The following is a 23,776-nucleotide window of genomic DNA, read 5'->3' on the forward strand; positions in this document are numbered from 1 at the left end:
GTCGTGCCGCCGCGCGTGAACCGCCAGCCACAGCGGGGACCGGCCCTCCGACATGCATGAGTTGGTGATGGGGTTGGTCAGGCAACCAGGTCACGCCGGCGGTAGCCGATTGTGCCGGCGACCACTCCTGCCGCGGCGATGCCGGCCATCACGGACGCCGCGACCCAGGCCGGCGTGGTGACCGGCACCGTGGCCAGGTGCGCGAACGGGGACAGCGCACGGATCCAGGAGGGCGCGTCGATGCTGTCGGCGATGACCTGCCACAGGAACCCGCCGGCGGCCGGAAGGGCGCCGATAGCCGCGACGGCGCGTGGTGCCCATCCGAGCGCCAGGACGGCAGCTCCCAGACACAGCAGCACAATCGGCACGACGTTCCAGGCCCCGGCGAGCGCGTCGCCGGCCCCAAGGCCGGCATGGACAGTGGCCGTACCGGCCCACATGGCGACGCCGGCCGCCGTGATCAGGACCAGCGCGGCGCAGCCAGCGACGGCCGCTTCGGCGGCCATCAGCCGTACCCGGGTCACCGGTGCGGCCAGCAGCAGTGTGAGACGCCGGGCATTCTCGTCCGCGGCTACCGCGGCGAGCCGCACGGCGACGAACACCCCGACCGGAACGGCCAACAGCGCGAACAGGGTGGCCGCGTAGCCCTCGACCGTGTCGAGCGCCGGGAAGCCAGCCTGGGCCGCCATCGTCGCGAACTCGGGGTTGCCGGTCAGGAACTCGGCCATGGACCGGGCGATCAGGCCCAGGAGCAGGAAGTACGCGCCGATCCCGGCCGACCATGCGGCCAGCGGCCGCACGGTCCGCCGTACGGCGAAGGCGGGCACCGAACCGAGCAACGCGGTACGCGCCGGCCGGCTGCCGGCCGTAGCAAGAATCGCCGCGCCGACGTCACGCCGAGCCGCAAGCCGACCGGCGAGGGCCAGTAGCAGCACCGCGGCGAACGCCAGCACCGACACCGGCAGCCCTCGATTGCTGTCGAACGGGCGGGTCAACGCCAACAACCCGAACGGGGACAGCCACCGAATCCAGGCCAGCGCGGGCACACCGTCGCCGACCATCCGCGTGAGGAGCCCGACGACCAGGACGGCCGCCGCGACACCGTTGGCCGCCGACCGGCTGACGAACATCTGCGCGGTGACGCCCCCGACGGCGACGAAGAAGAGCCCGACAACAGCGAGGCCGGTGCCGTGCACCAACGAACCTGTGGCGTCCACTCCCGCAGCGATCATCGCCGCGGCGGTCGCCGCGCCAACGAGGACCGGAACGACGGCCAGCACACCGAGGTGCTGGCGGACCGCCTCGGCGAGGGTGACGCGGCCGGATAACAACAAGCTCCACCGGCCAGCGTCCTCCTCCCCACGGGTGATCCGGGTGGCGGCCAGCATTGCCCACACTCCGAGCAGGACCGCCAGGACGGTGCCCGTGCGCCACACCGTGAACCCGCCCGCCTGATCGAGCGCGATCGGCTCGCCGAACAGGGTGCGGATCGCCGGGTTGCGGGCCAGCGCCGCCAGGGCCGCCGGATCCAGCGCCTCGCTGTGGTAGCCGACCACCACCAGGGCGGACATGCCCGCGCACACAGCGGTCACGACCACGGCACCACGGCGCACCTGGCGCACTGCGAGCCCTCTGAGCACCCGCTCCGGGCCGGCTGCTGCCGCCGTGGTCGCGATCATCGGGCGTTCTGCCCGTAGTAGGCGAGGAAGATCTCCTCGAGGCTCTGCTCCCGGACGACGATCGTCGCCACGTCTGCGTCGGCCAGGGCGCGCAGCGCTGCGGCGGGGGAGCCGCTCAGGGCGAACCGCACTGTCGCGGCGCCGTCTGCGTGCAGGTCGTGGACGCCGTGGACGCCGTCGAGGTCCGGTGGTGTGCCGGTGAACGTCGCGGCAACCTCGGTGTGGTGCAGTCGGCGCAGCTGTGCGACGGAGGCCACCTCCACCAGTTCGCCGGCGCGCAGGATGCCGACGCGGTCGCAGACGGCTTCGACCTCGGCGAGCTGGTGGGAGCTGAGGAACACCGTCTGCCCATTGTCGCGGGCAACCCCGACCGCCTGTCGGAACTGCAGTTCCATGAGCGGGTCCAGGCCGCTGGTTGGCTCGTCCAGCACCAGCAGAGGCGCCCGGGTGGCGAACGCCGCGATCAGAGCGACCTTCTGCCGGTTGCCCGTCGAGTAGGTGCCGGCCAGCTTGGAAACGTCGAGCGCGAATCGTTGGATGAGCTCGTCGCGGTACGCGGTGTCGGTGCCGGGGCCGATGCGGGCGAGCAGGTCCAGCACCTCGGCGCCGGTCATCCGTGGCCACAGCGCCACATCCGCCGGCACGTAGGCGAGCATGCGGTGGGCGGCGGCAACATCGGCGGCGTCGGTGTCGAAGATCCACGCTCGTCCGGAGGTGGGTCGGGCAAGACCGAGCAGCAGCCGGATCGTCGTTGACTTTCCGGCGCCGTTGGGGCCGAGAAACCCGAATACCTCGCCCGCCGCGACGTCGAGGGTGAGGTCGTCGAGGGCGAGCAGCCGCCCGTACCGCTTGGACAGATGTTCGGTGCGTAGGGCAGAAACGCCCATCGGAGCCTCCAGAAGCCGCAGCACGACATGACCTGCCGACCAGACTTCCCGGCGCACCTGATGCGAGAGTACTCCCGGCGGTCGGGGCGCGCCGCCCGCCCGGGCTGGCATTCGGGCTATTACCTTCCGATGTTCGGCAACGGCATCAGCGGTATGTCGACCGGATGCTGACCTGATGCCGGGACGGAAAGCCCGCGACGATGGGGGCATGACAAGCGACATCGCCCTACTCACCGAGGACCTGACCAAGTTCTATGGTCAGCGTCGCGGTATCGAGGGTCTCAGCCTGGAGGTTCGGGCCGGGGAGGTGGTGGGGTTCCTTGGGCCGAACGGAGCCGGGAAGACCACCACGATCCGGCTGCTGTTGGACTTTCTGCGCCCCACTCGTGGGCGCGCGACTGTGCTCGGGCTCGACCCGCGCAGGGACAAGGCCGCACTGCACCGTCAGATCGGCTATCTGCCCGGCGAGCTCGTGTTTCCCGGGCGGGACAAGGCGGAGGACCTGCTGCGCTTCTTCGCCGCAGCGCGCGGCGGCGTGGCCTGGTCGCAGGTGACCGACCTCGCGGAGCGGCTGGACCTGGACCTCTCGCGCTCGGTACGGACGATGAGTAAGGGCAACAAGCAGAAAGTCGGGTTGGTGCAGGCGTTCATGCACCGGCCGGCGGTGCTGGTCCTGGATGAGCCGACCAGTGGGCTGGATCCCCTCATGCAGCAGGAGTTCCTGGCCATGGTCCGCGACGCCAGTGGTGCTGGGCAGACCGTCTTCATGTCCTCTCATGTCCTGACCGAGGTGCAGCAGGCGGCCGACCGGGTCGCCATCGTCCGCGACGGCCAGTTGGCCGCGGTCGAGCGGGTTGAGTCACTGGGGAAGCGGGCGGTCCGCGCCGTCGAGATTCATTTCGACGACCCGGTGGACCCGGCGGAGTTCAGTGTCCTGCCCGGAGTCAGTGACGTGGTGGTGTCCGGCCCGGTGCTGAAATGCACCGTCGACGGCCGCATCGACCCGCTGATCAAGGCGGCGGCGCGTCATGAGGTGGTGGACATGTTGTCGGCCGAACCCGACCTGGAAGAGACGTTCCTGTCGTTCTACTACCACGGGGAAGGAGCCGGCGATGCTTCCCGCGCTGGTGCGTAAGACCTGGCGTGACGACCGCCTGGCACTGATCGGTTGGGCCGGTGGCGTCGCCGCCTTCACCGCCATCTACACCTCCTTCTACAGCCAGTTTCAGGGAGCCGCGGAGCTGAAGCAGGACGCTCTGCCCCAGGGCATGCTGGACTTCCTCGGCATCGCCGACATGCTGTCGCCCGCCGGCTATCTGCAGGCGACCATCTTCAGCCTGATCGGCCCACTGCTGGTCCTGATGGGCGCCATCACGCTGACTGCCCGCACGATCGCTCGGCCGGAGGAGGACGGCGGCATGGAGCTGATGCTGGCCAACCCGGTCTCGCGCACCGCTTTCGCCTGGCAACGGGTGGCCGCAGCCGGCAGCGCACTCACCGGGATCGCCGCCATCCCCGGGATCCTGCTGATGATCATTGTTCCCTGGATCGGCATGGACATCTCCCTGTCCAACGTCGCCGCCGCGTCCGCTGGCCTGGTCGCCCTGGTGTGGAGCTTCGCCGGCGTCGCCTTCCTCGTTGGCGCCGCCACCGGAAAACGGGCTGCCGTCCTCGCGATCACCGGTGGCCTTGCCGTGGCCGCCTACATGGCCAACGCCATCGGCGGCATGCTCGACGGGTGGCACTGGGTGCGCTGGCTGTCACCGTTTCACTACTTCATCGGCACGGACCCGCTGCACACCGGCTGGCACCCGCCCGAGCTTCTCGCCCTCGTGCTCCTCGGTGCCGCAGCCACGACCGCCGGAGTCATCGTGTTCGACCGCCGCGACATCGGTGTGTAAACCTGAGGCTGGTGGCCTCCGGTTACCGGCGGCCACCAGCACGCCGACAAGGAACAGCCCATGAACGACGCCAATTGGCTGGCGGCAAACTGCCAGGATCTGCTGTACGTCCCGGCCACTGCCCGGCGTCAGGCAGCGGTCAACCTGGGCGCCCGCGCAGCGGATGAGGGGCTGACGCTGCCCGAGCTCGTTACCGGTCTGCTGGCTGCCGCCACCGCCTACTGGAGCGCCACCCCGGTCGCGTCGACCGACACCGCCGTCGCCGTGCATTCCCGCGCCGAGACACTGCTGGACACCGCCCGTGTCCTGCTCACCGACGCCGTGGACGGGTACACCCGGCAGAACCGCGCCGAGCTGGATCGCCACGACAACGAACGTGCCGCGTTCGTCAACGACCTGCTCACCGGCCGCGCCGACCCGGGCGGTCTGGCCGAGCGCGCACACCGGTACGGCATCCGCCTGTCGGCCACCCACACCGTCCTCATCGCCCGTGCGGCGGGCCTGACTCCCGGTATCACCCACCGCATCGATGGCGCACTGGCCTCCAGGTTCGGCGAAGGAAACACCCTCACCACCCTCCGCGACGGCGATGTGGTCTGCATCAGCGCCGGTGGCCTACGCGGCATCGCTGCCGAACTCGCCCACCTGCTCGTCACTGAGCTCGGCGCGGGTAACTGGCAGATCGCCGTCGGCCGCACCCAACCCGGTGTCCATGGCCTGGCCACATCCCTCGACGAGGCCCGCCAGACCCTCGACTACGCCGTCAGGCTCGGCTTCACCACGCCCGTACTCAATGCTGCCGACCTGCTGGTGTTCCCCGTGCTGCTGCGTGACCGCGACGCCATCACCGACCTGGTGACCACGGTCCTCGGGCCACTGACTGCGGCGCGCGGCGGTGCCGGGCCGTACCTGGAGACCCTGACCGTGCTCTTCGACAACCAGGGCAACCACACCGCGACAGCGCGGCAGATGCACCTGTCCGTCCGCGCGGTCACCTACCGACTCGACCGCATCCGGGACCTGACCGGCTACCACCCCGGCGAGCCGACCCAACGCTTCACCCTGCAGACAGCTGTACTCGGCGCTCGACTGCTCGGCTGGCCGCCATAGCCCAGGAGCGCCGGATCAGGACGGCGTCGTTTTTGTCGGCTGCTCCTCATAGACGTCTGGCACCCCGTCGGCGTCGCTGTCGCGCTCCTCCAGCGCGCAGACCCCCTGGTAATGCCGATTACGAGCGCGTAGAACGACGGTTGCCAGCACCGCCGACAGCAGCGACCCGAGCAGAACGCCGATCTTGGAGTGGTTGTCGCGTTCGGTGCCGGCGCCGAACGCCAATTCACCGATCAGCAGGGACACGGTGAAACCGACTCCGGCCAGCAGCGCCAACCCCACCATGTCCCACCAGGTCAGCCCTTCCGCGAGCCGGGCCCGGGTGAACCGCTGCACGAGCCAGCTGGCGCCGAGAACGCCAGCCGACTTACCCACCACCAACCCCACCATCACGCCCAGGGCGACCGAGTCGGTCAGGGTTGCGCCGAGACCGCCCGCCCCGGCTACCGAGACTCCGGCGGCGAAGAACGCGAACACCGGTACCGCGACCCCCGCGGACAGGGGCCGGATTCGGTGTTCGAAGTGCTCCGCCAGGCCAGGGCCAGGTCCCGGCTTGCGGCGTAGCACCGGCACGGTGAAGGCCAGCGCGACCCCGGCGACGGTGGCGTGCACCCCGGAGGCGTGCACCAGCGCCCACGTCGTGACCGCCAGCGGCAGCAGCAGCCACCAGGACCGCACCCGGCGCTGAACCAGCAGACCGAACAGCGCCATCGGGGCCAGCGCGAGCAGCAGCAGCCCGAAGTGCAGGGTACTGGTGTAGAAGACCGCGATGATCACAATGGCCAGCAGGTCGTCGACCACCGCGAGGGTGAGCAGAAACGTCCGCATCGCCGAGGGCAGGCTTGTGTTGATCACTCCGAGCACGGCCAGGGCGAACGCGATATCCGTGGCGGTCGGGATCGCCCACCCCGTCAAGGTCCCGTCGCCGGCCCCGACGTTGAACGCCACATAGATCAGCGCCGGCAGCGTCATACCGCCGAGCGCGGCGGCGACGGGCAGCATCGCCCGGCGGGGCTCGCGCAGGTCACCGGCGACGAACTCGCGCTTGAGTTCCAACCCGGCGACGAAGAAGAAGATCGCCAACAGGCCATCGGCGGCCCACTGCGCCAGTGAGAGGTCCAGATGCAGCGCCTCGGGGCCCACTGTGACGTCAGCGAGCGAGCGGTACGCGTCGGACCAAGGGGAGTTCGCCCAGGCGAGGGCAAGCACGGCGGCGACCAGCAGCAGCACCCCACCGACCGTTTCGGTCCGGAGAATGTCTCCGATGCGGCGTACCTCAGGCCAACTCCTGCGGCTGAGCAGGAGTGGCGTGCGGTTGGCCGGGGGGCGGCTCATCGTGGTCCTCCGGTGGGGTCGGTGACGAAGTCGCCGACCAGTCTTCCCGGCACACCGGCTACTACGTTAGCCAAACGACGACCATCAGCCTGTCACCGCCCCTGAGGACGGGAGCGTGTCATCCACGGCCAGGCAGCGTGCAGCCTGGGGGTCATTCGCGCCTGGTACCGCATCTCATGAACTGACGCAGCGCATCGAGTGTCGCCGGGGCGAGCACGTCTGGATTCGCGGGGTCGGCCAGATCGTGAGCCACGCCGGCCAGCACGATTCGGCCGGGCCCGCTGGTGTGCGCCCGCTCCAGCGCCACTGCCAGCGGCGTGGTCGTGTGGCACGGGACCTGTTGGTCGATGGTTCCGCAGGTGAGCAGGGCAGGAGTCCGAGGCGGAAGCTGGTGTGCGACCGAGGCAGGGTTGATAGCGTCGATGGTTTCCACGTACCGCCGGCTGGTGCCTTTATCAATTCGCCCTTGCTTCTGGTGAAGTTTCGCCCCTCATTCTCGTCGATGACGTTCTCGTCGAGAGAAGCTGGCGCTCGCCGGACACATCCACAATTCCGGGCCACTGCCACCTGCCGCAACTCTGCGGCCGCAGCGGCAGGTGGGGATCCGACGATCGTCAGCCCCCACCTTCATCGCCGCATTCGGATAATTGAGCGATGCTGCCGGCTTTAGCGGCCGGTGGGCACGATGTTTGAGGACTGCCCGTTCTGCTCGTCGCGCTTCAGGCGCTTCGCAGTCTGCTTCTCCTTGATCGTCTTACCCTTCTTCTTGACGTTCGCCTTGGTCGTCGAGTCCTTGGACATGATCGAACCTCCTGAAGCAGGTCGGTGAACGTGCAGCGTGGTACTCGCCTGATCGCGGCGTGCAGGTGACGGAAGTACCGCGCGGCGGGCGCGAAGTCTTCACTGCACGCCGACCCTACGCTGTTTCAGCTCTTGCGGACGTTGGGAGTGCATCGCCGCTGCTGGGGCAATGGCTCGTGTCGCCCCTCGCCACCGTGGGTCGCCGCCCAGGGATCTCCGTCACTGGCTGCGTCACCCACCCTCATCTGGATAGCCGTGGCTGACGGGCGCGAGACGTCATTGGGCATGACCTGCGGTGAACACCGTCTGAGCGGGGTCGCCGAAAGATCTTGAAGAAAAAATCTCGTTGGCGGCAACCTGCGGGCGACGGATCGCATGTACCCGGATGTAAGCGATGATCGCCACGAGCCATAGGGGCCCGGAAATGTCTGCACGTCACCTTCTGCTGCTGCCCGTTGCGACTGTCCTTATTGGACTGTCCGCCTGCGACTCCGCGACGCCGTCCGGCCCCAGCCCAACCGCACCTGCTCCGACGTCGGCTGCTGCGGCCACTGGCACCCCCGGTGCGTCGCCCGATGCCCCGGCGGCCGGGATTGCCGAATGTCCCTCGGTGACGACCCTCCAGACGCTGGTCGAGCTGCCGAAGGGCTGGTCTCTCGGGAAGGTGAACTGTTTCAAGGGCTGGGCGGCGGCCGATCCGCAGGGCCCGACCGCGGGTGACGGGGTCTACCTGTTCCGCTACGTGGCCGACACGGGCTGGAAGTACTACGACCAGGGCAGCGGATGGGACTGCAAGGACCTCGGCCTCAACGAGCCGGCGCCGTTCTGCATCTCGGATCCGGCGACGACGACCAAGCCGGCGACCAAGCCGGCCACGAGTGCCAAGTGTCCTTCGGCGAAGACCCTCGCGGGCCTGGTGGAGCTGCCGAAGGGCTGGACGTTCGGCAGTGTCCAGTGCGTCAAGGACTGGGCGGGAGCCGATCCGCAAGGCCCGACCGCTGGAGACGGCGTCTACCTGTTCCACTACGTGACCGGCACGGGCTGGAAGTACTACGGCGACGGCAGCGGATATGACTGCAAGGATCTCGGCCTCAACGAGCCGGCGCCGTTCTGCATCTCCTGACCCAGGAGACCCCAGTCCTTGCTGTGGCGCACACCAGCTAAGGTGTGCGCCACAGTCAACCGGCCGCATCGACGCCGCCGCTGCCTGAAGGACTTGGGGTACGTGGGGGGACGAGCGGGGCATGGCGGACTCCATAGACGATCTTTTCTGTGAGTTCGTGCGGACCCGCTCGTCGGCGTTGCTGCGGACGGCGTTCCTGCTGACCGGCGACCGGCACCTCGCCGAGGACCTGGTGCAGGATGCCCTGGCCCGCACGCATCGGGGCCGGCGCCGGCTACATGATCCCGGGCACTTCGAGGCGTACACCCGTACCGCCATGTACCACCAGCACGTGAGCTGGTGGCGGCGCCGCAAGATAGCCGAGTCCCTGCCCGGCGAGCTGGCCGACGTGGTTCAGCCCGGCAGCGATCATGCTCGCCGCACCGATCTCAAGGTCGCCCTGCACCAGGCTCTCGCCCAACTCACCCAGCGGCAACGGGCCGTGCTGGTGGCACGGTTCTTCGAGGACCGCAGCGAGGCCGAGGCCGCGGATCTGCTGCAGTGCTCGGTCGGCACGATCAAGAGTCAGACCAGCAAGGCGTTGGCCCGCATGCGGCAGATAGCGCCGGAGCTGCTCTCGGCCGTGATGGAGGAGGCCTGATGACCGACAACCTCGGCCCCCTGCGGCAGGCCATGTCCGATCTGAGCGAGCTCGGCGGCACCGCCGACATGTACGAGCGCGCCCTACGCAAATCACGCCAGGTACAACGACGGAGGGCGGTCACCACCGGCGCCGCGGCCGCGGCGGTGGTGTTCGCCATCGGCGGTACGGTCGCCTTCGCCACCCAGAACCGGCCCGACCCCCCGACGCCACCCGCATCCACCCGCACCAGTGACGGACCCCAGAATCCCACCTGTCCATCGACGCAGACCCTCGGGAACCTGGTAGAGCTGCCGGCCGGCTGGACTTTCGCCTCCAGGGCAGTGGAGTGCGTCGAGACGTGGGCGGCGGCCGACGTGCAGCGTCCGGACGCCAGCGGCGTCATCTACCTGTTCCATTACACCGCCGGCACGGGCTGGCGATTCCAGGACCAGGGCACCGGATGGGACTGCAAGGACCTCGGCCTTACCGAGCCGGCGTCGTTCTGCACCTCCTGAACGCCCGCCTGGAAATCCCCGGCCGACGACGGCCGTCAGTCGGGTGCCCATCAAGGCCCGTCGCTAAGCCGGGCGCACCTCGCGCTGGCACAACGCCGCCGGCTCTCGGGTCCCTTCGTCATGCCACCTCCTTCAGCCATGCGAAGGCGATGCACGCCGCGTGCGGCAGCGAGACCGGTCGGGCACAGCTAGCATCTGCGGCGTGTCGATCTTTCCGTACGCGCCAGACAGCCCGCAGGGGTTGGCGGCCCGGTGGGTGCAGTGGGCCGCCGCGACCGGACCGTTCCGCAACCCCATCCTGGACCGGACCGGCCGGCATGCGCACCACCGTCAGCCCAACGACGTGTGGTTCCTCGCCGGCTGCTTCGGCGGAAACGTCGAACGCCGGTGCACCGTGCCCGTAGGGCGCCCGCTGTTCTTCCCGGCCTTCAACATGTGGTGCCCGCACGGTACGTACATTCCACCGCTGCCCGCGGCGACCGGCGAGGCGCACGTCGACCAGGTGCCGCATCCGGTCACCACGATCGACGTGACAGAGCTCTTCGACGTCCGGGGCGCTTTCCTGAACCCGGTCACCCGCCGCCGGCGCCGGGTACCCATGCGGGTGTGGGGCATCTGGGCTCGCGTGGACCCGCTCGCCCCAGGACCCCATACGGTGGCCTTTGCCGGCACCGACGGGCACGGCTTCCACGTCGCCGCGACGTACCAACTCCAGGTGGCCTGAGAGTTACGAGCCGTCCCTCAGGTCTCCCACATCCTCGGTCGTTCGCCAGCGGAAGGCAGCCTGCTGGGCCGCCCCGCTGCACGCCTCGGCTGGCCGGGCCAGGCGGCGGCGACCGCCGTGGGGGAGTGGCTGGTCGTCGGGGACGAGGCACGGCAGGCGGTTCGCCACGAGAACGCTGTCGCGTACGGACGTGGACCAACCTCCATGGCGATCAACGACATCTATCGCTACGATCCGATATCGAAAGATTACCGAGCGTTGATGTGTGCTGTCCATGAACCCTGGACGCTGGCAGTCCGGCGCCGTGCGAACGTACCGGCCCGAGGATCACGCCGTCTCGACGAAGGGAATCCGGATGACCGAGAGCGCGCAGACCACCGAGAGCCGAACCGTTCCGCCCGCGCGGCCGTACCCGTTCAGCGTGCCCGACCGCCTCGTCGTCGATCCGACCTATGGCGAGCTGCGCGAGAACGAACCGATGACCCGGGTGAAACTCCCCTACGGCGAGGAGGCGTGGCTCGCCACCCGGTACGAGGACGTCCGTACGGTCCTCGGCGACGTACGGTTCGGCCGCGCCCCAGCCGTTCACCGCGACGAGCCCAGGCTCACCGCGCGCCAGCAGTACAGCGGCATGCTGACCATGGACCCGCCCGATCACACCCGGCTACGCCGGCTGGTGGCGAAGGCGTTCACGGCACGTCGGGTAGAGGCCCTCCGACCCCGAACCCAGGAGATCGCCGACTCCCTGGTCGACAACATGCTCCGGCTCGGTCCTCCGGCCGACCTGGTGGAGCACGTCGCCACACCGCTGCCGATCCAGGTGATCTGCGAGCTGCTCGGGGTCCCGTACGCCGACCGCGACCGCTTCCACCTCTGGTCCGAGGCAATCGTCTCGACCACATCCCTGCCAATGGAAACGATCCAGGAGTACCTGAACAATCTCTGGGGCTACATGGGTGATCTCGTCGCCGAGCGCCGCCGCGAGCCGGGGATCGACGACCTGCTCGGCGCGTTGGTGCGGGCCCGCGACGAGAATCAGGATCGGCTCAGCGAGACCGAACTGGTCGAGCTGGCCGGAGGGCTGCTCGCGGCTGGCCACGAGACCACGGTGACCCAGATCCCCAACTTCGTCTACGTCCTGCTGCACAACCCGGACCAGCTCGCCCGGCTGCGGGCCAACCCGTCGCTGGTGCCGGCCGCGGTCGAGGAACTGCTGCGGTACGTGCCGCTCGGCGTCGGCTCCTCCTTCGCCCGGTACGCCAAGGAGGACGTCGAGGTCGGCGGGGTGCTGGTCCGGGCCGGTGAGCCGGTTCTCGGCTCACTGTCGTCGGCGAACCGGGACGGCACCGTCTTCGCCGACCCGGACCGGCTGAATCTCGACCGCGAGCAGAACCCGCACCTGGGCTTCGGGCACGGCGTACACCACTGCGTCGGCGCGCAGCTGGCCCGCATGGAGTTGCAGGTCGCCGTCGCCACCCTCGTGACCCGCCTGCCCGGATTGCGGCTCGCCGTACCGGAAGCCGAGCTGCAGTGGAAGCGGGGCATGCTGGTGCGGGGCCTGCTCAGCATGCCGGTGGCCTGGTGAGCACCGCCTGGCGGATCGCCGTGGACACGCGCCGCTGCATCGGCACGAGCATCTGCGCCGGCACCGCCCCCGAGCACTTCCGCCTGGTCGACGGCCTGTCCACGCCGCTGGCCGACGTCGTCGCCCCGGCAGAGGTCATCCTCGACGCCGCCGACTCGTGCCCGGGGGAGGCAATCACGGTCCACGACGCCACCGACAATCGGCTGCTCGCGCCCCAGGAGTGACCCGAACACCCCCTATAGCTGGCTGCCAGTCACATGAAGGTGGCTCGGAATATCCGTTGCCATTCGATCGACACAGCGCCTACCTTGAATGAGCAAGGCCGGCCCAACGAACCCAAGGAGTTCCCCGTGTTGCAGTACGCCTACGCCGAAACCACGCGGTTCATGCCGCGCGGCGGTGTCGTACTGCCCTCGATCGGGCGAGCCCACGATCTGTGCGCGAGTGAGCAGAACTGGAAGCCGGGGTGGCGGCGCGAATAGCGCCAGCGCAAGCTGCGAAGCCGCCCACCCCGACAGGGATAGGGCGGCTTTCTCGTTGCTGGAACAACTTCATAGGGGCGTAGCTCAACTGGTAGAGCACCGGTTTCCAAAACCGAAGGTCGCAGGTTCGAGTCCTGCCGCCCCTGCTTTTCGTCCCGGCTGCGGCCGGAGGCGTTGCAAATTCTCAACTCCACAGTGGATGGCATAAGAAGTACCCCGGCCGGCGCCGGTATGGGCCGGCCGGGGGCACTACCTCCGGGACGAGGGAGACGGCTGACCCGCTCGCTTTGGGAGCGAGAGACACGGGGTTCGACACCCCGGTCCCGGACTTTGGGGTTGTAGCTCAGCTGGGAGAGCGCCGGCTCGGTGGCACCGGAGGACGAGGGGTCAGCACCCTCCAGTCACCCCAAGGGAGTGCGCCACCGATGGTGAGGTGGGCCGGGCTGTAACCCCGGTGCGTTCGCGCTCGGAGAGTTCGAATCTCTCCACTCCCACGCATGCCCGCGTAGCTCAGGGGAGAGCACCAGCTTCCGGAGTTGGGTGTCGGGGGTTCGATTCCCTCCGCGGGCGCTTCTGCCTGGTCGTGTGCCCGAGTGGTCAGGGAGCGGTCTGCAAAACCGCGCACGCCGGTTCGATTCCGGTCACGGCCTCGAATGCCATCCATTGTGGAAGAGAACTGGTTCGGTCAGCCGCCGGGGCAGCGGGTGTCACCGCCGCTGTGTTCCACGCAGTGCCCCGGCGGGCCGGGCGTCGTCGCTGCCGGCGCGGGATCGAGGTCCCGGCCGGCGAGGGCGGCGATCGGTACGGCCGGCACGCCGATCACGACGGTCAGCACCAGGAAGACGACTGCGGTGCGTACGAGCCGGAGTTGGTACGCGACGAGCGCGATGATTGCCGGTCCGGCGGTCGCGACCAACGCGGCGACCATCAGGGCCACGCTCGCCCAACGTTTGAGGTCCTCGAATGCGCCGGGCTGGTCGCCGTAGCTGACGCTCCACTGCTGCAGGCCGATGCCCACCCACCACACGGCGGTCGCGATCAGTGCGCAGATCCAGACCAGAACGAGGAGTCCCACGGTCGGGGTGCCCCGTCGATCCGTGCTGACCGCCTCAGACGTCATGCGGTCCAGCATGGTTGGCTCAACTTGGCCGGGCATGAGTTGGCGTACTCAGGTTTACTCGGCGAGGGCTTCGCTCAATCCGCACCCTGCCTGCGGCTCCGGGTTGCCGCAGGTCAGGGTGGGTGAGCCGCTGTCTCGGGCTTTGCCCGGACCGCCGCTGGAGGGGGCGGGGTCCGGGGCGCTGCTGCGCCCCGGACCCTTCCAGCCTGCTCCGCTGGTGGGGAGTAGGGGTCTCTCAGGTCAGCCGCAGCGTTGTCCGTTGAGGGTGAAGGCGGTTGGTGCCGGGTTGGTGCCGCTCCACGTGCCGTTGAAGCCGGTGCTGGTGGATGCGCCGGGGGCGAGTTTGCCGTTCCAGCTCATGCTGTCCGCGGTGACGCTCGTTCCGGTCTGTTTCCAGGTGGCCGACCAGCCCTGGCCGACCTTCTGGGCGGTGGTGGGGAAGTCGAAGGCGAGTTTCCAGCCGTCGATCGCGGTGGTGCCGGTGTTCTTGATTGTCACGGTCGCGGTGAAGCCGCCCGGCCAACTGGTCGCCGTGTAGCCGACCGTGCAGCGGACGGTCGGGGCGGTGGGCGCGGTCCGCACGGTCAGGCCGGGCGAGGCCGTCGAGACGTTGCCCGCCGCGTCACGGGCGGTTACCACGAAGGTGTACGGGGTGTCGGGCGTCAGCCCGGTGACGGTGTACGTGGTGCCGGTGGTGTTGCCCACCTTCACGGTGCCGGTGGTGTCGGCCCGGTGCACGTCGTAGCCGGTGACGGCGGTGTCGTCGGTGGATGGCGTCCAGGCCAGGGCGACGCTGTCGCCGGTGATCGTGCCGGCGGTCGGCTTGCCCGGGGCGGTCGGCGCCTGGGTGTCGGCGGGCGTGGTGGCGCGCGGCAGCACCAGGTGGGTGATCGAGTTGGCCGGGAAGGTGGCCGTGAGGCCGCCGGCGGTCACCGGCTGGTCGGCCTCCCGGACGACGCCGGCGAGGTTCGCCTCGCTGTAACGGTAGACCTGGGCGGTGCTGGCGGAGGCGCCGGTGAGGGCGACCGGGCTGGTCAGGTCGTCGCCGGTTTTGTTGACTACGACCAGGGTGAGCGCCTTGTCGGCGCTCCGCTCAGCGGCGTACACGGCCAGCTTGCCCTGGTCGGCGCTGGTCGCCTGGACGGAGGTTTCGCCGAACGCGCCGCCCTTGCCGTCGTAGTTGCGGTAGACGCGGAAGGCGTTGGCCACGGGCTGGTCGGCGGCGGGTGCGGTCCAGAGGGTGGCCAGGTCGAGCCCTTCGCGGCCGAAGATGCCGAGGACGTCAGCCTGGGCGAGGGCGCCGTTGAGCGACCCGTGGGCGCCCCAGTTGTATTCGGTCATCGCGATCTTCGTACCCGGGTAGTGCTGGTCGACCAGCTCGCGTAGGCGCGGGATGTACCGGACCGGACTGTTGATCCAGCTCTCGTCCACGTAGGTCGGGTCCCAGAGTTGGCGGGTCGAGCGCAGTCGCAGCGCCTGGGTGTTGGCGTCGCCGGCCGCTTCGCCCAACACGCCGGACTGCTGCGGGTAGAGGTGGACGTCGAAGTAGTCGAGGATGCGTGTGCCGTGTTGCTGCTCGTACTCGCGCATCCGGTCCAGGTACCACGGGCCGAGGTCCTGGCCGCCGTGCGCGGCCTTGTCCGGCGGGTTCGACCAGCAGCCGGTGCGCGAACAGGTGTCCTGGTCGAGGCCCGAGTAGATGATCGAGTTCAGGCCCCAGCCGACGGGACCGAGCGTCTTCGCGCCGGGGTCGGCGGCCTTGATCGCGGCGGCGTATTCGTAGGTGCGGTCGCGTAGTTCGTCGTAGCCCAGCCCGGTCGGGCGGACGTCGCGGTGGGTGGAGTGCCACAGGTCCGGCTCGTTGTCCAGGTTGTAGAACTGGACCCCGCCGTCGGCGGCGGCGCCGAACTGTCCCTTGAGGTGGTTGACGAAGTCGGTGGCGTACTCCGGACCGACGGCGACGCTGGTGTCCTCCGGGTCGTTGCCGGTGACCGGTGATCCGTCCGGCTTGGTGCCGTTGCCGCAGTCCGGTGCCCACTGGTCGGTGGACTGCTGCGGGCCGTACTTGGCGACGCTGAAGCCACACGCCCGCGACCGGTCCTTGGCGATCCAGCCGAGCATCGGCATCGTCATGACGGTGGCGGCGCCGGTGGCCTTGTTCTCCTGCACGAACCGGTCGCTCTCGGAGCCCTCTGGGAGGTCTTCCGGACTTGGGTTGTCGTTGGGGATGTTTTCGAAGTACCAGTCCGATGCGCGGTTGGTGGTGTCGGCACGGAAGTTGTAGCGGGTGGTGGCGTTGCCGCCGTAGCGGTGCACCGGCAGCCGCAGGTCGCGGGCGAGGGCCTGGTCGGCGAAGTTCATGCCGTAGATGTACGGGCTGATCTGGTGCCGGGCGGCGGTGGTGTCCACGGTCAGCGCCGGGCCGGTCGCGGCGATGGCGGGCTCCGGCAGGGCCAGACCGCCGAGGGCCGTGGCGAGCACGACGGGGAGTAGAGCGGTGGTGGGTCGCACGAGCATTCCTTTCGAATAGAAGCTCGACGATGGGAGCGCGCCCACAGCGTTACGCCTTCCTGGCTCCGAGTCAACGCCGGAAGGCTCATTGTGGATCATGTCGAATCGACTCGACCTGTGACGGTCGGCCGGCTGCCGGCCAGCCGAAGCCAGCCTCGTCACCTATAATGACGCCCATCGATGCGACCGGAGCTGGTGCTGTCGTGCCGGAACAGCTCGGACGCCGCAGCGCGGAGGCAACCGCGCCGCAGCGGAGCGAGCGGGAGCACCTCAGCGTCGCATGGCCGGAAAGTTCCCGCTGGCCCCGCCCCTGTGGTGGGGACCAGCCGTCCTGGAGGATGACGATGCGCAGTTTTCTCGCGGTGTTCAGTGCCGCCCTGATCCTCGGCGCCGCAGTCGGCAGCGTTCCGGCCGGTGCCTCCGGGGCCTCCCCGCCCTCGTGCCCCCGCGGCCTGCTCTTCTGTGAGGACTTCGAGCGACTCCCTCCCGGGGGTCCCAGCACGTTGAACTGGGGCGTCGACACCCGCCACGGCACGCTCACCGTCGAACGTGCCCGTCGCGGCAACCAGGTGCTGCACATCCACACGGTTGACAACGGACGCGCCTTCCTGCGCGTCGACGATTTCGCCGCGCCGGGCAACCGCTTCTACGGCCGGATGCGTCTGCGCGTCGATGCCTTCCCCACGGCCCCGGACTGGGCACACTTCACACTGGTGGAAGCGACCGGCACCGGCAGCACGGAGGTCGTCCGTCCGGTCGGCGGCCAGTACGCGCCCACGGTCCCCGGAACCTTCTGGGGGGTCGGCGCCGACGGTGGTCCGACCGGCGACTGGACCAACTGGCGGGAATCCGCCCCGGTTGCTGAGGACACCTGGCAGTGCTTCGAGTGGAAGATCGACGCGGCGGACAACCGCGTCGCGGTGTGGATCGACGGCGTGGCGAATCCGGAGCTGACGGCCTCCACGACTGACCACGGTGGCAACGATGTTCCCTTCGTCCTGCCGACGGTCGACACGGTGAAGATCGGCTGGCAGCTCTACCAGGGCGGCACGACACCGGGCGAGTTCGACCTCTGGATCGACGACGTCGCCCTTTCGAGTAAGCGGCTCGGCTGCTGATCCGGAGCCCCGGGTGGCTCGGTCCGACCGGTCCGGGCACCTTCCTGGCCGGCTGGCCGGCGGCATCTCCCGGCCGGCTGAACCATCGCCCCGTGGGCGCCGAAATGCTACGAAGGGGTGGTGCCTGACCTGACAAGTTCTCGTGATGCCCTGTCCCTGGAGACTCCGCGGCTGCTGTTGCGCCGCTGGCGAAGCGGTGATCTGGACGGGTTCGCCGCGGTCAACGCGCAGCCCGAGGTGATGCGCTACATCCATGACGGCCGCACCCTGGACCGGGCCGCGTCCGCGGAGCGTCTGGCCATCTATCAGCGGCAGTGGGACGAGCACGGCTTTGGCCTGTACGCGGTGGAGATCAAGGAGACCGGCGAACTGGCCGGTTTCACCGGACTGGCGGTGCCGACCTTCCTGCCCGAGATCCTGCCGGCCGTGGAGATCGGCTGGCGGCTCGGCCGCGCGTACTGGGGGCGGGGCCTGGCCACCGAGGCGGCCCGGGCCGTCGTCGCCCACACTCGTGCCGAGCTCGGCCTGCGGCGGCTGGTCAGCATCCACGTCGTCGGCAACGAGGCGTCCGCGCGGGTGATGGTCAAGCTGGGGATGTCGCTGGAGCGCGAAACGGTGCAGCCGGACACCGGCCGCCAGGTCCGGGTCTACGCGATGGACCTGTAGGACGAACAGCATCGCGGCATCGAGCCCGGCGGACGCCACGGAATTCCAGCGTCGGGCGGCGGCCGAATCGGCCCGCCCGCGACCGTCCACCTCGCCCCCGCCCCAACGTGCAGGAGCGATGTCCTGTCGCAACGAAGCAGCCTCGTCGTCGCTGTCGGACATCGTTTCTGATCGTGGTCATAGGTCCCGTCGGGGACCGTCAGAAGGTAGCCTGTGACGACCGGGGCCCGCCCGGTCGCGAACCGCCATGCCCTTAAACCTGTGAGTACATGAAGACTGCGCAGACCAGCGGTGAACAGGTGCGGCACCGGATTCAGACGGTGCTCGTCGGTGTGCTTGAACGCACCCGGCTGATGCGGGGTCAGGCCAGCCGCCAACTCCTCGTCGAACAACTCCAGGATCGTCTCGGCCCCTTCTCGCTGCGTGAGCACCCCGAGTTGCGGCTGCAGATGGCCGAGCTGGTGCGTGCGTGCAGCAGGCGCGCCGACGGGCTGCAGATTCTGGTGGAGACGGTCGAGCACCTGGAGCCGGGCACTGAGGAAGTCGTCTGGTTGCAGCGTCTCCGGGACGAGTGGGAGGCGGTCGAGGTCCTGACCGAGGAGGACTGGAGCCGGCTGCGTCCGCTCTTGAGCAACCTCGCGCCCGTCAACCTGACCGTTCTGTATCAGCGCGCCACCGAGCACCGGTCGCCCGGGCCGCCGTCGTGGTGCGTCGACGCCTGGCAGGCGTTCGTCCACCTGGCCGGGCAGAACGCCGGCCCCGACGGCCTGCCGCCGAGCATGGCCTTCCTGGCGTTGCTCGAGGACCAGGTCGACGCGCAGGACGCCCGGTGGATCCGGCTGCGGAACAGTCGGGTGGCCACCGGACAGGGGCTGACGTCACAGCTGGAGGATCGGCGGGCATACCTGCACCGCGGCGGTGAGCAGCCGATGGGCACCACTGCGTATCTGGTCGTCCAGGTCGAGCCGCACCTGGATCCCGACGGCAGCGACGACACCTACGCGTTGTCGCACTTCCGCCAGTGGTATGGCGCAGACTCCTGGCATTCCCGGCAGGGTGAGCCCCGCCTGGTCCATCTTCACGACCTGGAGCGTGAGGTGGAGCGGGTGATCGAGCAGATGGAGATCGAATGGTCGGACCGGACCGGCACGGTCGTGGTCGAGTTCGTCCTGCCGTGGGAACTGCTCAACGTCGGGGTGGATCGCTGGCGCAAGGAGATTGACAGCTCGCGACCGATCGCTCTGGCCATGGACTATCCCGTGGTGGTTCGCAGTCTGGAACGGCTGCGCACCCGGCGGTGGCACCGTGCCTGGCACCAGCGCTGGCGGCAGCTGCTCGCGGCTCCCGCCCACAGCGTCGTCCTGTGGAGCCAACCCAGCGGCACGGACTACTTCACCCGGCTCGAGACGGAGCTCAAGGCGGACGATCGTGTGGTCTCACTCGTTCTCAGCGAGCCACCGACGCAGCGCGGCGAGACCGGTCAGCAAGAGATCGAAGCGGCCCTGCGGGCCGGGCTGCCGGTGATCATCTGGCATCGGGGTGACTGTAGCAGTGCCGAGTTCCGGGAAGCGGTCTCCAGTCTGGTAGATGATGGAGGTCTGGGACAGCTGCCGATGCGTGTTAAAGAATTGCGGCATCAGGCGCTACAGCTCGAGCCCGCGTTGCGGGACGGCCACATCGGCCACCACCTGACGATCCTCTGGGACGATCCGGAGCGCAGGCCCGACGCGCTGGGCGCTCCCGCTGGTCGAGGAACAGGGGAGAGTTGGTGACCGGAGGTGACGCGGAGGGCACCTGGGAGGCGATCTCTCAGGCGCTGGGCCCGCTGTCCGGTTCCTTGCCCGCCCCGGCGGCCGGGTGGGGCGTGACGGTGCTGGTCGATGCCGTCCGCTCGATGGCGGTGTGGCGCGACACCGTCGACCGCGTGGTGGCGGTGTTGCGCGATCACCAGGGTTTCGCCGACGTCGAGGTGGTCCCGTTCGACTCCTCCGAGACGGGGCAGGCCGTCCTGGCCGGGCAGGTCGCGGTCGACGGGCGGATCGTGCTGGTGCTGTCCGACGGCGCCGGACCGGCCTGGCACGCCGGGACGATGTCGGCGTTGCTTCGGGTCTGGGGCCTGCGCGCGCCGGTCGCCATCGTGCACCTGCTGCCGCAACTGCACTGGTACCGGACCGGTATCCGGCCTCGTCGCCTGCGGATGCGGCGGACCGCGCTCGGCGGTGCCGCCAACGCCGATCTCACGTGGGAGGTGCACAACCCGGTCCCGGACGTCCTCGACGATCCCGGGCCCGAGGGCGGCGACCCCATCCCGGTGCCCGTGCTCGAACTCGACCCCCGCTGGCTCGGCGCCTGGGTCCGGCTGCTCACCGGCGGCGAGGCCCAACTGCCCGCGGTGCTGGCAGCCACCGGGCTCCCGGACACCGTCGCGCTGCCCACCCCGGCGGGGGCACCGTCCGCGCGGACGCGGGTGCGCGAGTTCACCGCGTGGGCGACGCCGACCGCGGTCACGCTCGCCACGCAGCTCGCCGCCGCCCCGCTCAACCTGGCCGTGATGAAATGGGTGCAGCGGGCCCTGATCCCGGAGTCGCAGACGTCACATCTGTCCGAGATCCTCAACAGCGAGCTGCTGCATCCGGTGGCCGTCGCGGCGTCGATGGCCGAAAGCGCCGAGGTCACGTACGAGTTCCACAGGGGAGTCCGCGAGGAGCTGCTCGCGGCCGGGCGCCGCGCGGACGCGGTCCGGGTGTTGCGGGTGGTCGATGAGCAACTGGGGCCCACGGTGCCGGCGGTTCGTGGGCTCAGCCGGATGCTCGATGACCCCGACGCCACGCCGGTGCCCCCGGTGACCCCGGAGACCGCCCCGTTCGTACGGATCGAACAGGCCGTGCTCCATGCCCTGTCCGGCCGCTATCTCGCCCGCGCGCGCCATCTGCACGAGGCGCTCGGTAGCGACGCCGAAACGCCGTCGAGCACTGCTCCGCCGAGCACGCCCCCTGTGACAATGGTGGCGGCGGTGGGCACCGATGATCGGACGTCAGAAGGAGTGCCAGTCGTGTCGAGCAGCGTGGCGGATGTGGTCGTACCGCAGAGAACCCCGGCCGGCGCGCCTGCCATCTGGGGCAACGTCCCACCTCGCAACCCGAACTTCACCGGCCGCGAGTCGCTGCTGGTGCACCTGCACGAGCAGATGCTGCAGGGTGTGACGGCGGTGCTGCCGCACGCGCTGCACGGCATGGGCGGCGTCGGCAAGTCGCAGCTCGCGATCGAGTACGTCTATCGCCACCTGGACGAGTACGACGTGATCTGGTGGATCCCGTCGGAACGTCCGGCCCAGATCGGCAACGCGCTGGCCGAGCTGGCCCAGCGCCTGCAACTGCCGGTGGGGCTGGAAGCCAACGCCGCCGTGCCGGCCGTGCGGGAGGCGCTGCGGCTGGGGCAGCCGTACGCGAACTGGCTCTTGATCTTCGACAATGCGGAGAGCCCGGAGGCGGTGCGGCGTTACTTCCCCAACGGTGGATCCGGCCGCATCATGGTCACCTCCCGCAACCCGCAGTGGTCGAACGTCGGCCGCCAGCTCGCGGTGGACGTGTTCGCCCGGCAGGAGAGCGTCGATCTGCTCCGTCGCCGCGGCCCGGACCTCAGCGAGGAAGACGCTGATCGGCTGGCCGAGGCGCTCGGCGACCTTCCGCTGGCCCTGGATCAGGCGGCGGCCTGGCTCGCCGAGACCGGCATGCCCACCGACGAATACCTGCGGCTGTTCGAGGAGAAGCGCATCGAACTGCTCGAAGTGTCGGTGCCGCTGGACTACCAGCTCCCGGTCGCCGCCGCCTGGAACGTGTCCCTCGATCGTCTGGCCGACTCCAGTCCCGGTGCGCTGCGACTCCTGCAGGTGTGCTCGTTCCTCGCCCCCCAGCCCATTCCCCGGACCCTGTTCAACCGTGGCCGAGCCGGCAACGTCCATCCGGTACTCGACGAGGTGCGTCGCGACCCGATGCGGCTCAACCGGGCCATCCGCGAGATCAACCGGTACGCCTTGGCCAAGATCTACCATCGGACCAACTCGATCGAGATGCACCGCCTGGTCCAGGCGGTGCTGATTGACCGGCTCGACGACGCCGAGCAGGCGACGATGCGGCACAGCGCGCACCTGATGCTCGCCGACAGCGACCCGAACGACCCGAATTCACCGGCCAACTGGCGTGCCTACGCGGACCTGTACCCGCACGTCATCGCGGCCCAGGCGTTCCGGTCCATCGATCCCTGGGTGCAGCAGCTGGTCGACAACATCTCCCGCTATCTCTACTGGTGGGGCGACCACCAGACCGCATTCGACCTGGCCGAGGTGGCCTACGAGGCCCGGCGCGACCAGCTGGGCGCCGCTGACGCGTCCACCCTGCGGATGGGCCACTGGATGGGCTGGCTGCTGTTCGTCCTCGGCCGGTTCGAGGAGGCGGCCCGTCTCAACCAGGAGGTGCTCGACACCTACCAGGAGACCGTGGGGGAGGACGACGAGGACCTCCTGCGCGCGCTGGGCGCCGTTGCCGCCGACCGCCGGGTGGCCGGGGATTTCCAGGGTGCCCTGGAACTCGCCGAGGAGATCTATCAGCGGCACGTGCGGGCACTGGGCCCCGACGACGTGGAGACCATCACGGCGGGCCACAACCTCGCCGTGAGCCTGCGGCTGTGCGGTGACCTGAAACGGGCCTACGAGATCGACCAGCAGAACCAGCGGCTGCGAATCCAACTCTACGGCGCGGACCATCCGATCACCCTCGAGAGCACCCGTAGCCTCATCACCAACCGGCGTGAGCTCGGCGACTACGTGGGTGCCCGCGCCGAAGCGCAGTCGGTCGCCGACCAGCTGCGCCATCAGCTCAGCCCCGGCCATCCGCAGACCCTGCGGGCGTTGCGGTTACTGGCGGTGGCGCTGCGTACAGCCGGTGACCACCAGGGGGCCCGCCAAATCTCCGGTGAGGTCCGCGACAGCTTCGTCCGCCGCTACGGTGAGAACCACCCGGACACCGTCGCCGCCTCCCTGAACCTGTCGACCGACCTGCGGGAGACCGGCGACCTCGACGGCGCCGCCGAGCTGGGCGAGCAGGTGTACACCAGCTACCAGCGGCTGCTGGGCAACGACCGGCACCCGCACACCATCGCCGCCCGGCTCAACTGGGCGGTCACCGAGCGGCTGCGCGGCCGGGTGGCGCGGGCGCGGCAGATGGACGAGGAGGGTTTCGCCCAGTTGCGGGAGCAACTCGGTGACGACCACCCGCTCACCCTGGCCGCGGCGCTCAACCTCGCGAGCGACCACTACGCCGAGGGGCACTACGCGCAGGCGTACGAGCGGGATGTGGACGCGACCGAACGGCTGCGGCGGGTCCTGGGCGCGGAGCATCCGACCACTCTGGCCGGCTACGGCAATCTCGCCATGGACCTGCTCAAACTGGGTCGCGAGCAGGAGTCCGCAGAGCTGCACGCGGCAACGGTGGCACAGTTCCGGCGAATCCTCGGCGACAATCACCCGGCCACTGCTGCCGCAGTGGACCTGAACCTGCGGGCCAACTGCGACATGGATCCACTGCCGCTGTAGAAGGCCA

General features: G+C 69.4%; 20 protein-coding genes and 5 tRNA genes. 18 read left to right on the plus strand and 7 right to left on the minus strand.

The window, feature by feature from the left end; genetic code table 11:
* Positions 1–77: 77 nt before the first annotated feature.
* Together OH804_RS06065 and OH804_RS06070 are read right to left on the minus strand one after the other, a co-directional pair.
* Positions 78–1,679, minus strand: coding sequence for a hypothetical protein (locus OH804_RS06065; protein WP_406063393.1), 1,602 nt, complete (start codon positions 1,677–1,679; stop codon positions 78–80).
* Positions 1,676–2,566 carry an ABC transporter ATP-binding protein gene (locus tag OH804_RS06070; protein WP_406063395.1) on the minus strand — a complete coding sequence of 297 codons (891 nt, stop codon included), beginning with the start codon at positions 2,564–2,566 and terminating at the stop codon, positions 1,676–1,678. The genes OH804_RS06065 and OH804_RS06070 overlap by 4 nt, the downstream gene beginning before the upstream one ends.
* Positions 2,567–2,774: 208 nt before the next feature.
* Here OH804_RS06070 and OH804_RS06075 point away from each other — a divergent pair, with 208 nt between their 5' ends.
* Genes OH804_RS06075 through OH804_RS06085 form a run of 3 tightly spaced genes read left to right on the plus strand, consistent with a single transcriptional unit; the run spans position 2,775 to position 5,577 of the window.
* Complete coding sequence (locus OH804_RS06075) at positions 2,775–3,701, plus strand: ABC transporter ATP-binding protein (RefSeq protein ID WP_406063397.1); 927 nt, start codon at positions 2,775–2,777, stop codon at positions 3,699–3,701.
* Entirely contained in the window at positions 3,679–4,467 is a 789-nt protein-coding gene (locus OH804_RS06080; RefSeq protein ID WP_196924045.1) for an ABC transporter permease subunit, read from the plus strand. The genes OH804_RS06075 and OH804_RS06080 overlap by 23 nt, the downstream gene beginning before the upstream one ends.
* 60 nt (positions 4,468–4,527) lie before the next feature.
* Positions 4,528–5,577 (plus strand): PucR family transcriptional regulator, encoded by a 1,050-nt coding sequence (locus OH804_RS06085; protein ID WP_406063399.1) that lies wholly within the window; start codon positions 4,528–4,530, stop codon positions 5,575–5,577.
* 15 nt (positions 5,578–5,592) lie between these two features.
* Here the strand turns inward: OH804_RS06085 and nhaA are convergent, their stop codons facing one another.
* From nhaA to OH804_RS06100, 3 genes are all read right to left on the minus strand, one after another.
* Complete coding sequence (nhaA, locus tag OH804_RS06090; RefSeq protein WP_406063401.1) at positions 5,593–6,912, minus strand: Na+/H+ antiporter NhaA; 1,320 nt, start codon at positions 6,910–6,912, stop codon at positions 5,593–5,595.
* Between the two features lie 151 nt (positions 6,913–7,063).
* Positions 7,064–7,345: a hypothetical protein gene (locus OH804_RS06095; protein WP_406063403.1), complete on the minus strand. Its 282-nt coding sequence runs from the start codon at positions 7,343–7,345 to the stop codon at positions 7,064–7,066.
* Positions 7,346–7,578: 233 nt separating this feature from the next.
* Entirely contained in the window at positions 7,579–7,713 is a 135-nt protein-coding gene (locus OH804_RS06100; protein WP_269215350.1) for a hypothetical protein, read from the minus strand.
* A 610-nt stretch (positions 7,714–8,323) separates the two neighbouring features.
* Here OH804_RS06100 and OH804_RS06105 point away from each other — a divergent pair.
* The 11 genes from OH804_RS06105 to OH804_RS06155 all read left to right on the plus strand — a co-directional run bounded on the left by OH804_RS06105 (position 8,324) and on the right by OH804_RS06155 (position 13,414).
* On the plus strand, positions 8,324–8,836 hold the full coding sequence (locus OH804_RS06105; protein WP_406063405.1) for a hypothetical protein: 513 nt from the start codon (positions 8,324–8,326) through the stop codon (positions 8,834–8,836).
* Positions 8,837–8,957: 121 nt separating this feature from the next.
* Positions 8,958–9,476 (plus strand): SigE family RNA polymerase sigma factor, encoded by a 519-nt coding sequence (locus OH804_RS06110; RefSeq protein WP_196924040.1) that lies wholly within the window; start codon positions 8,958–8,960, stop codon positions 9,474–9,476.
* On the plus strand, positions 9,476–9,973 hold the full coding sequence (locus OH804_RS06115; RefSeq protein WP_196924039.1) for a hypothetical protein: 498 nt from the start codon (positions 9,476–9,478) through the stop codon (positions 9,971–9,973). The genes OH804_RS06110 and OH804_RS06115 overlap by 1 nt, the downstream gene beginning before the upstream one ends.
* A 202-nt stretch (positions 9,974–10,175) precedes the next feature.
* A complete protein-coding gene (locus OH804_RS06120; RefSeq protein WP_196924038.1) occupies positions 10,176–10,697 on the plus strand; it encodes a hypothetical protein in 522 nt (173 codons plus the stop codon).
* A gap of 355 nt (positions 10,698–11,052) precedes the next feature.
* Entirely contained in the window at positions 11,053–12,282 is a 1,230-nt protein-coding gene (locus OH804_RS06125) for a cytochrome P450 (RefSeq protein WP_406063408.1), read from the plus strand.
* Entirely contained in the window at positions 12,279–12,506 is a 228-nt protein-coding gene (locus OH804_RS06130; RefSeq protein ID WP_406063410.1) for a ferredoxin, read from the plus strand. Before OH804_RS06125 ends, OH804_RS06130 begins: the two co-directional genes overlap by 4 nt.
* 331 nt (positions 12,507–12,837) lie before the next feature.
* A tRNA-Trp gene (locus OH804_RS06135) sits at positions 12,838–12,910 on the plus strand.
* Between the two features lie 186 nt (positions 12,911–13,096).
* Positions 13,097–13,173: transfer RNA gene (locus tag OH804_RS06140), tRNA-His, on the plus strand.
* Between the two features lies 1 nt (position 13,174).
* A tRNA-Tyr gene (locus tag OH804_RS06145) sits at positions 13,175–13,258 on the plus strand.
* A gap of 5 nt (positions 13,259–13,263) precedes the next feature.
* Positions 13,264–13,334 (plus strand) — tRNA-Arg (locus tag OH804_RS06150).
* 9 nt (positions 13,335–13,343) lie between these two features.
* A tRNA-Cys gene (locus tag OH804_RS06155) sits at positions 13,344–13,414 on the plus strand.
* Positions 13,415–13,449: 35 nt separating this feature from the next.
* Here OH804_RS06155 and OH804_RS06160 read toward each other — a convergent pair.
* Together OH804_RS06160 and OH804_RS06165 are read right to left on the minus strand one after the other, a co-directional pair.
* Positions 13,450–13,884: a hypothetical protein gene (locus tag OH804_RS06160; RefSeq protein WP_406063412.1), complete on the minus strand. Its 435-nt coding sequence runs from the start codon at positions 13,882–13,884 to the stop codon at positions 13,450–13,452.
* Positions 13,885–14,124: 240 nt separating this feature from the next.
* A complete protein-coding gene (locus OH804_RS06165) occupies positions 14,125–16,395 on the minus strand; it encodes a glycoside hydrolase family 44 protein (RefSeq protein ID WP_406063414.1) in 2,271 nt (756 codons plus the stop codon).
* Positions 16,396–16,739: 344 nt separating this feature from the next.
* Between OH804_RS06165 and OH804_RS06170 the strand changes: the two genes are divergently transcribed.
* From OH804_RS06170 to fxsT, 4 genes are all read left to right on the plus strand, one after another.
* A complete protein-coding gene (locus tag OH804_RS06170) occupies positions 16,740–17,513 on the plus strand; it encodes a hypothetical protein (RefSeq protein ID WP_406063416.1) in 774 nt (257 codons plus the stop codon).
* 120 nt (positions 17,514–17,633) lie between these two features.
* Complete coding sequence (locus tag OH804_RS06175) at positions 17,634–18,179, plus strand: GNAT family N-acetyltransferase (protein ID WP_406063418.1); 546 nt, start codon at positions 17,634–17,636, stop codon at positions 18,177–18,179.
* 269 nt (positions 18,180–18,448) lie between these two features.
* The gene (locus OH804_RS06180; RefSeq protein WP_269215349.1) at positions 18,449–19,951 is read left to right on the plus strand and encodes an effector-associated domain 2-containing protein; all 1,503 of its coding nucleotides are present in this window, start codon (positions 18,449–18,451) and stop codon (positions 19,949–19,951) included.
* Entirely contained in the window at positions 19,948–23,769 is a 3,822-nt protein-coding gene (gene fxsT, locus OH804_RS06185) for an FxSxx-COOH system tetratricopeptide repeat protein (protein ID WP_406063420.1), read from the plus strand. Before OH804_RS06180 ends, fxsT begins: the two co-directional genes overlap by 4 nt.
* The last annotated feature ends 7 nt before the right edge of the window (positions 23,770–23,776 follow it).

The organism is Micromonospora sp. NBC_00860, assembly GCF_045207375.1.
GTDB lineage: Bacteria > Actinomycetota > Actinomycetes > Mycobacteriales > Micromonosporaceae > Micromonospora > Micromonospora vinacea.

Coding starts and splice junctions, on each gene's coding strand:
- OH804_RS06065 (WP_406063393.1), bottom strand. CDS start 1,679: ATGATCGCGACCACGGCGGCAGCAGCCGGCCCGGAGCGGGTGCTCAGA.
- OH804_RS06070 (WP_406063395.1), bottom strand. CDS start 2,566: ATGGGCGTTTCTGCCCTACGCACCGAACATCTGTCCAAGCGGTACGGG.
- OH804_RS06075 (WP_406063397.1), top strand. CDS start 2,775: ATGACAAGCGACATCGCCCTACTCACCGAGGACCTGACCAAGTTCTAT.
- OH804_RS06080 (WP_196924045.1), top strand. CDS start 3,679: ATGCTTCCCGCGCTGGTGCGTAAGACCTGGCGTGACGACCGCCTGGCA.
- OH804_RS06085 (WP_406063399.1), top strand. CDS start 4,528: ATGAACGACGCCAATTGGCTGGCGGCAAACTGCCAGGATCTGCTGTAC.
- nhaA (WP_406063401.1), bottom strand. CDS start 6,912: ATGAGCCGCCCCCCGGCCAACCGCACGCCACTCCTGCTCAGCCGCAGG.
- OH804_RS06100 (WP_269215350.1), bottom strand. CDS start 7,713: ATGTCCAAGGACTCGACGACCAAGGCGAACGTCAAGAAGAAGGGTAAG.
- OH804_RS06110 (WP_196924040.1), top strand. CDS start 8,958: ATGGCGGACTCCATAGACGATCTTTTCTGTGAGTTCGTGCGGACCCGC.
- OH804_RS06115 (WP_196924039.1), top strand. CDS start 9,476: ATGACCGACAACCTCGGCCCCCTGCGGCAGGCCATGTCCGATCTGAGC.
- OH804_RS06125 (WP_406063408.1), top strand. CDS start 11,053: ATGACCGAGAGCGCGCAGACCACCGAGAGCCGAACCGTTCCGCCCGCG.
- OH804_RS06160 (WP_406063412.1), bottom strand. CDS start 13,884: ATGACGTCTGAGGCGGTCAGCACGGATCGACGGGGCACCCCGACCGTG.
- OH804_RS06170 (WP_406063416.1), top strand. CDS start 16,740: ATGCGCAGTTTTCTCGCGGTGTTCAGTGCCGCCCTGATCCTCGGCGCC.
- OH804_RS06180 (WP_269215349.1), top strand. CDS start 18,449: ATGAAGACTGCGCAGACCAGCGGTGAACAGGTGCGGCACCGGATTCAG.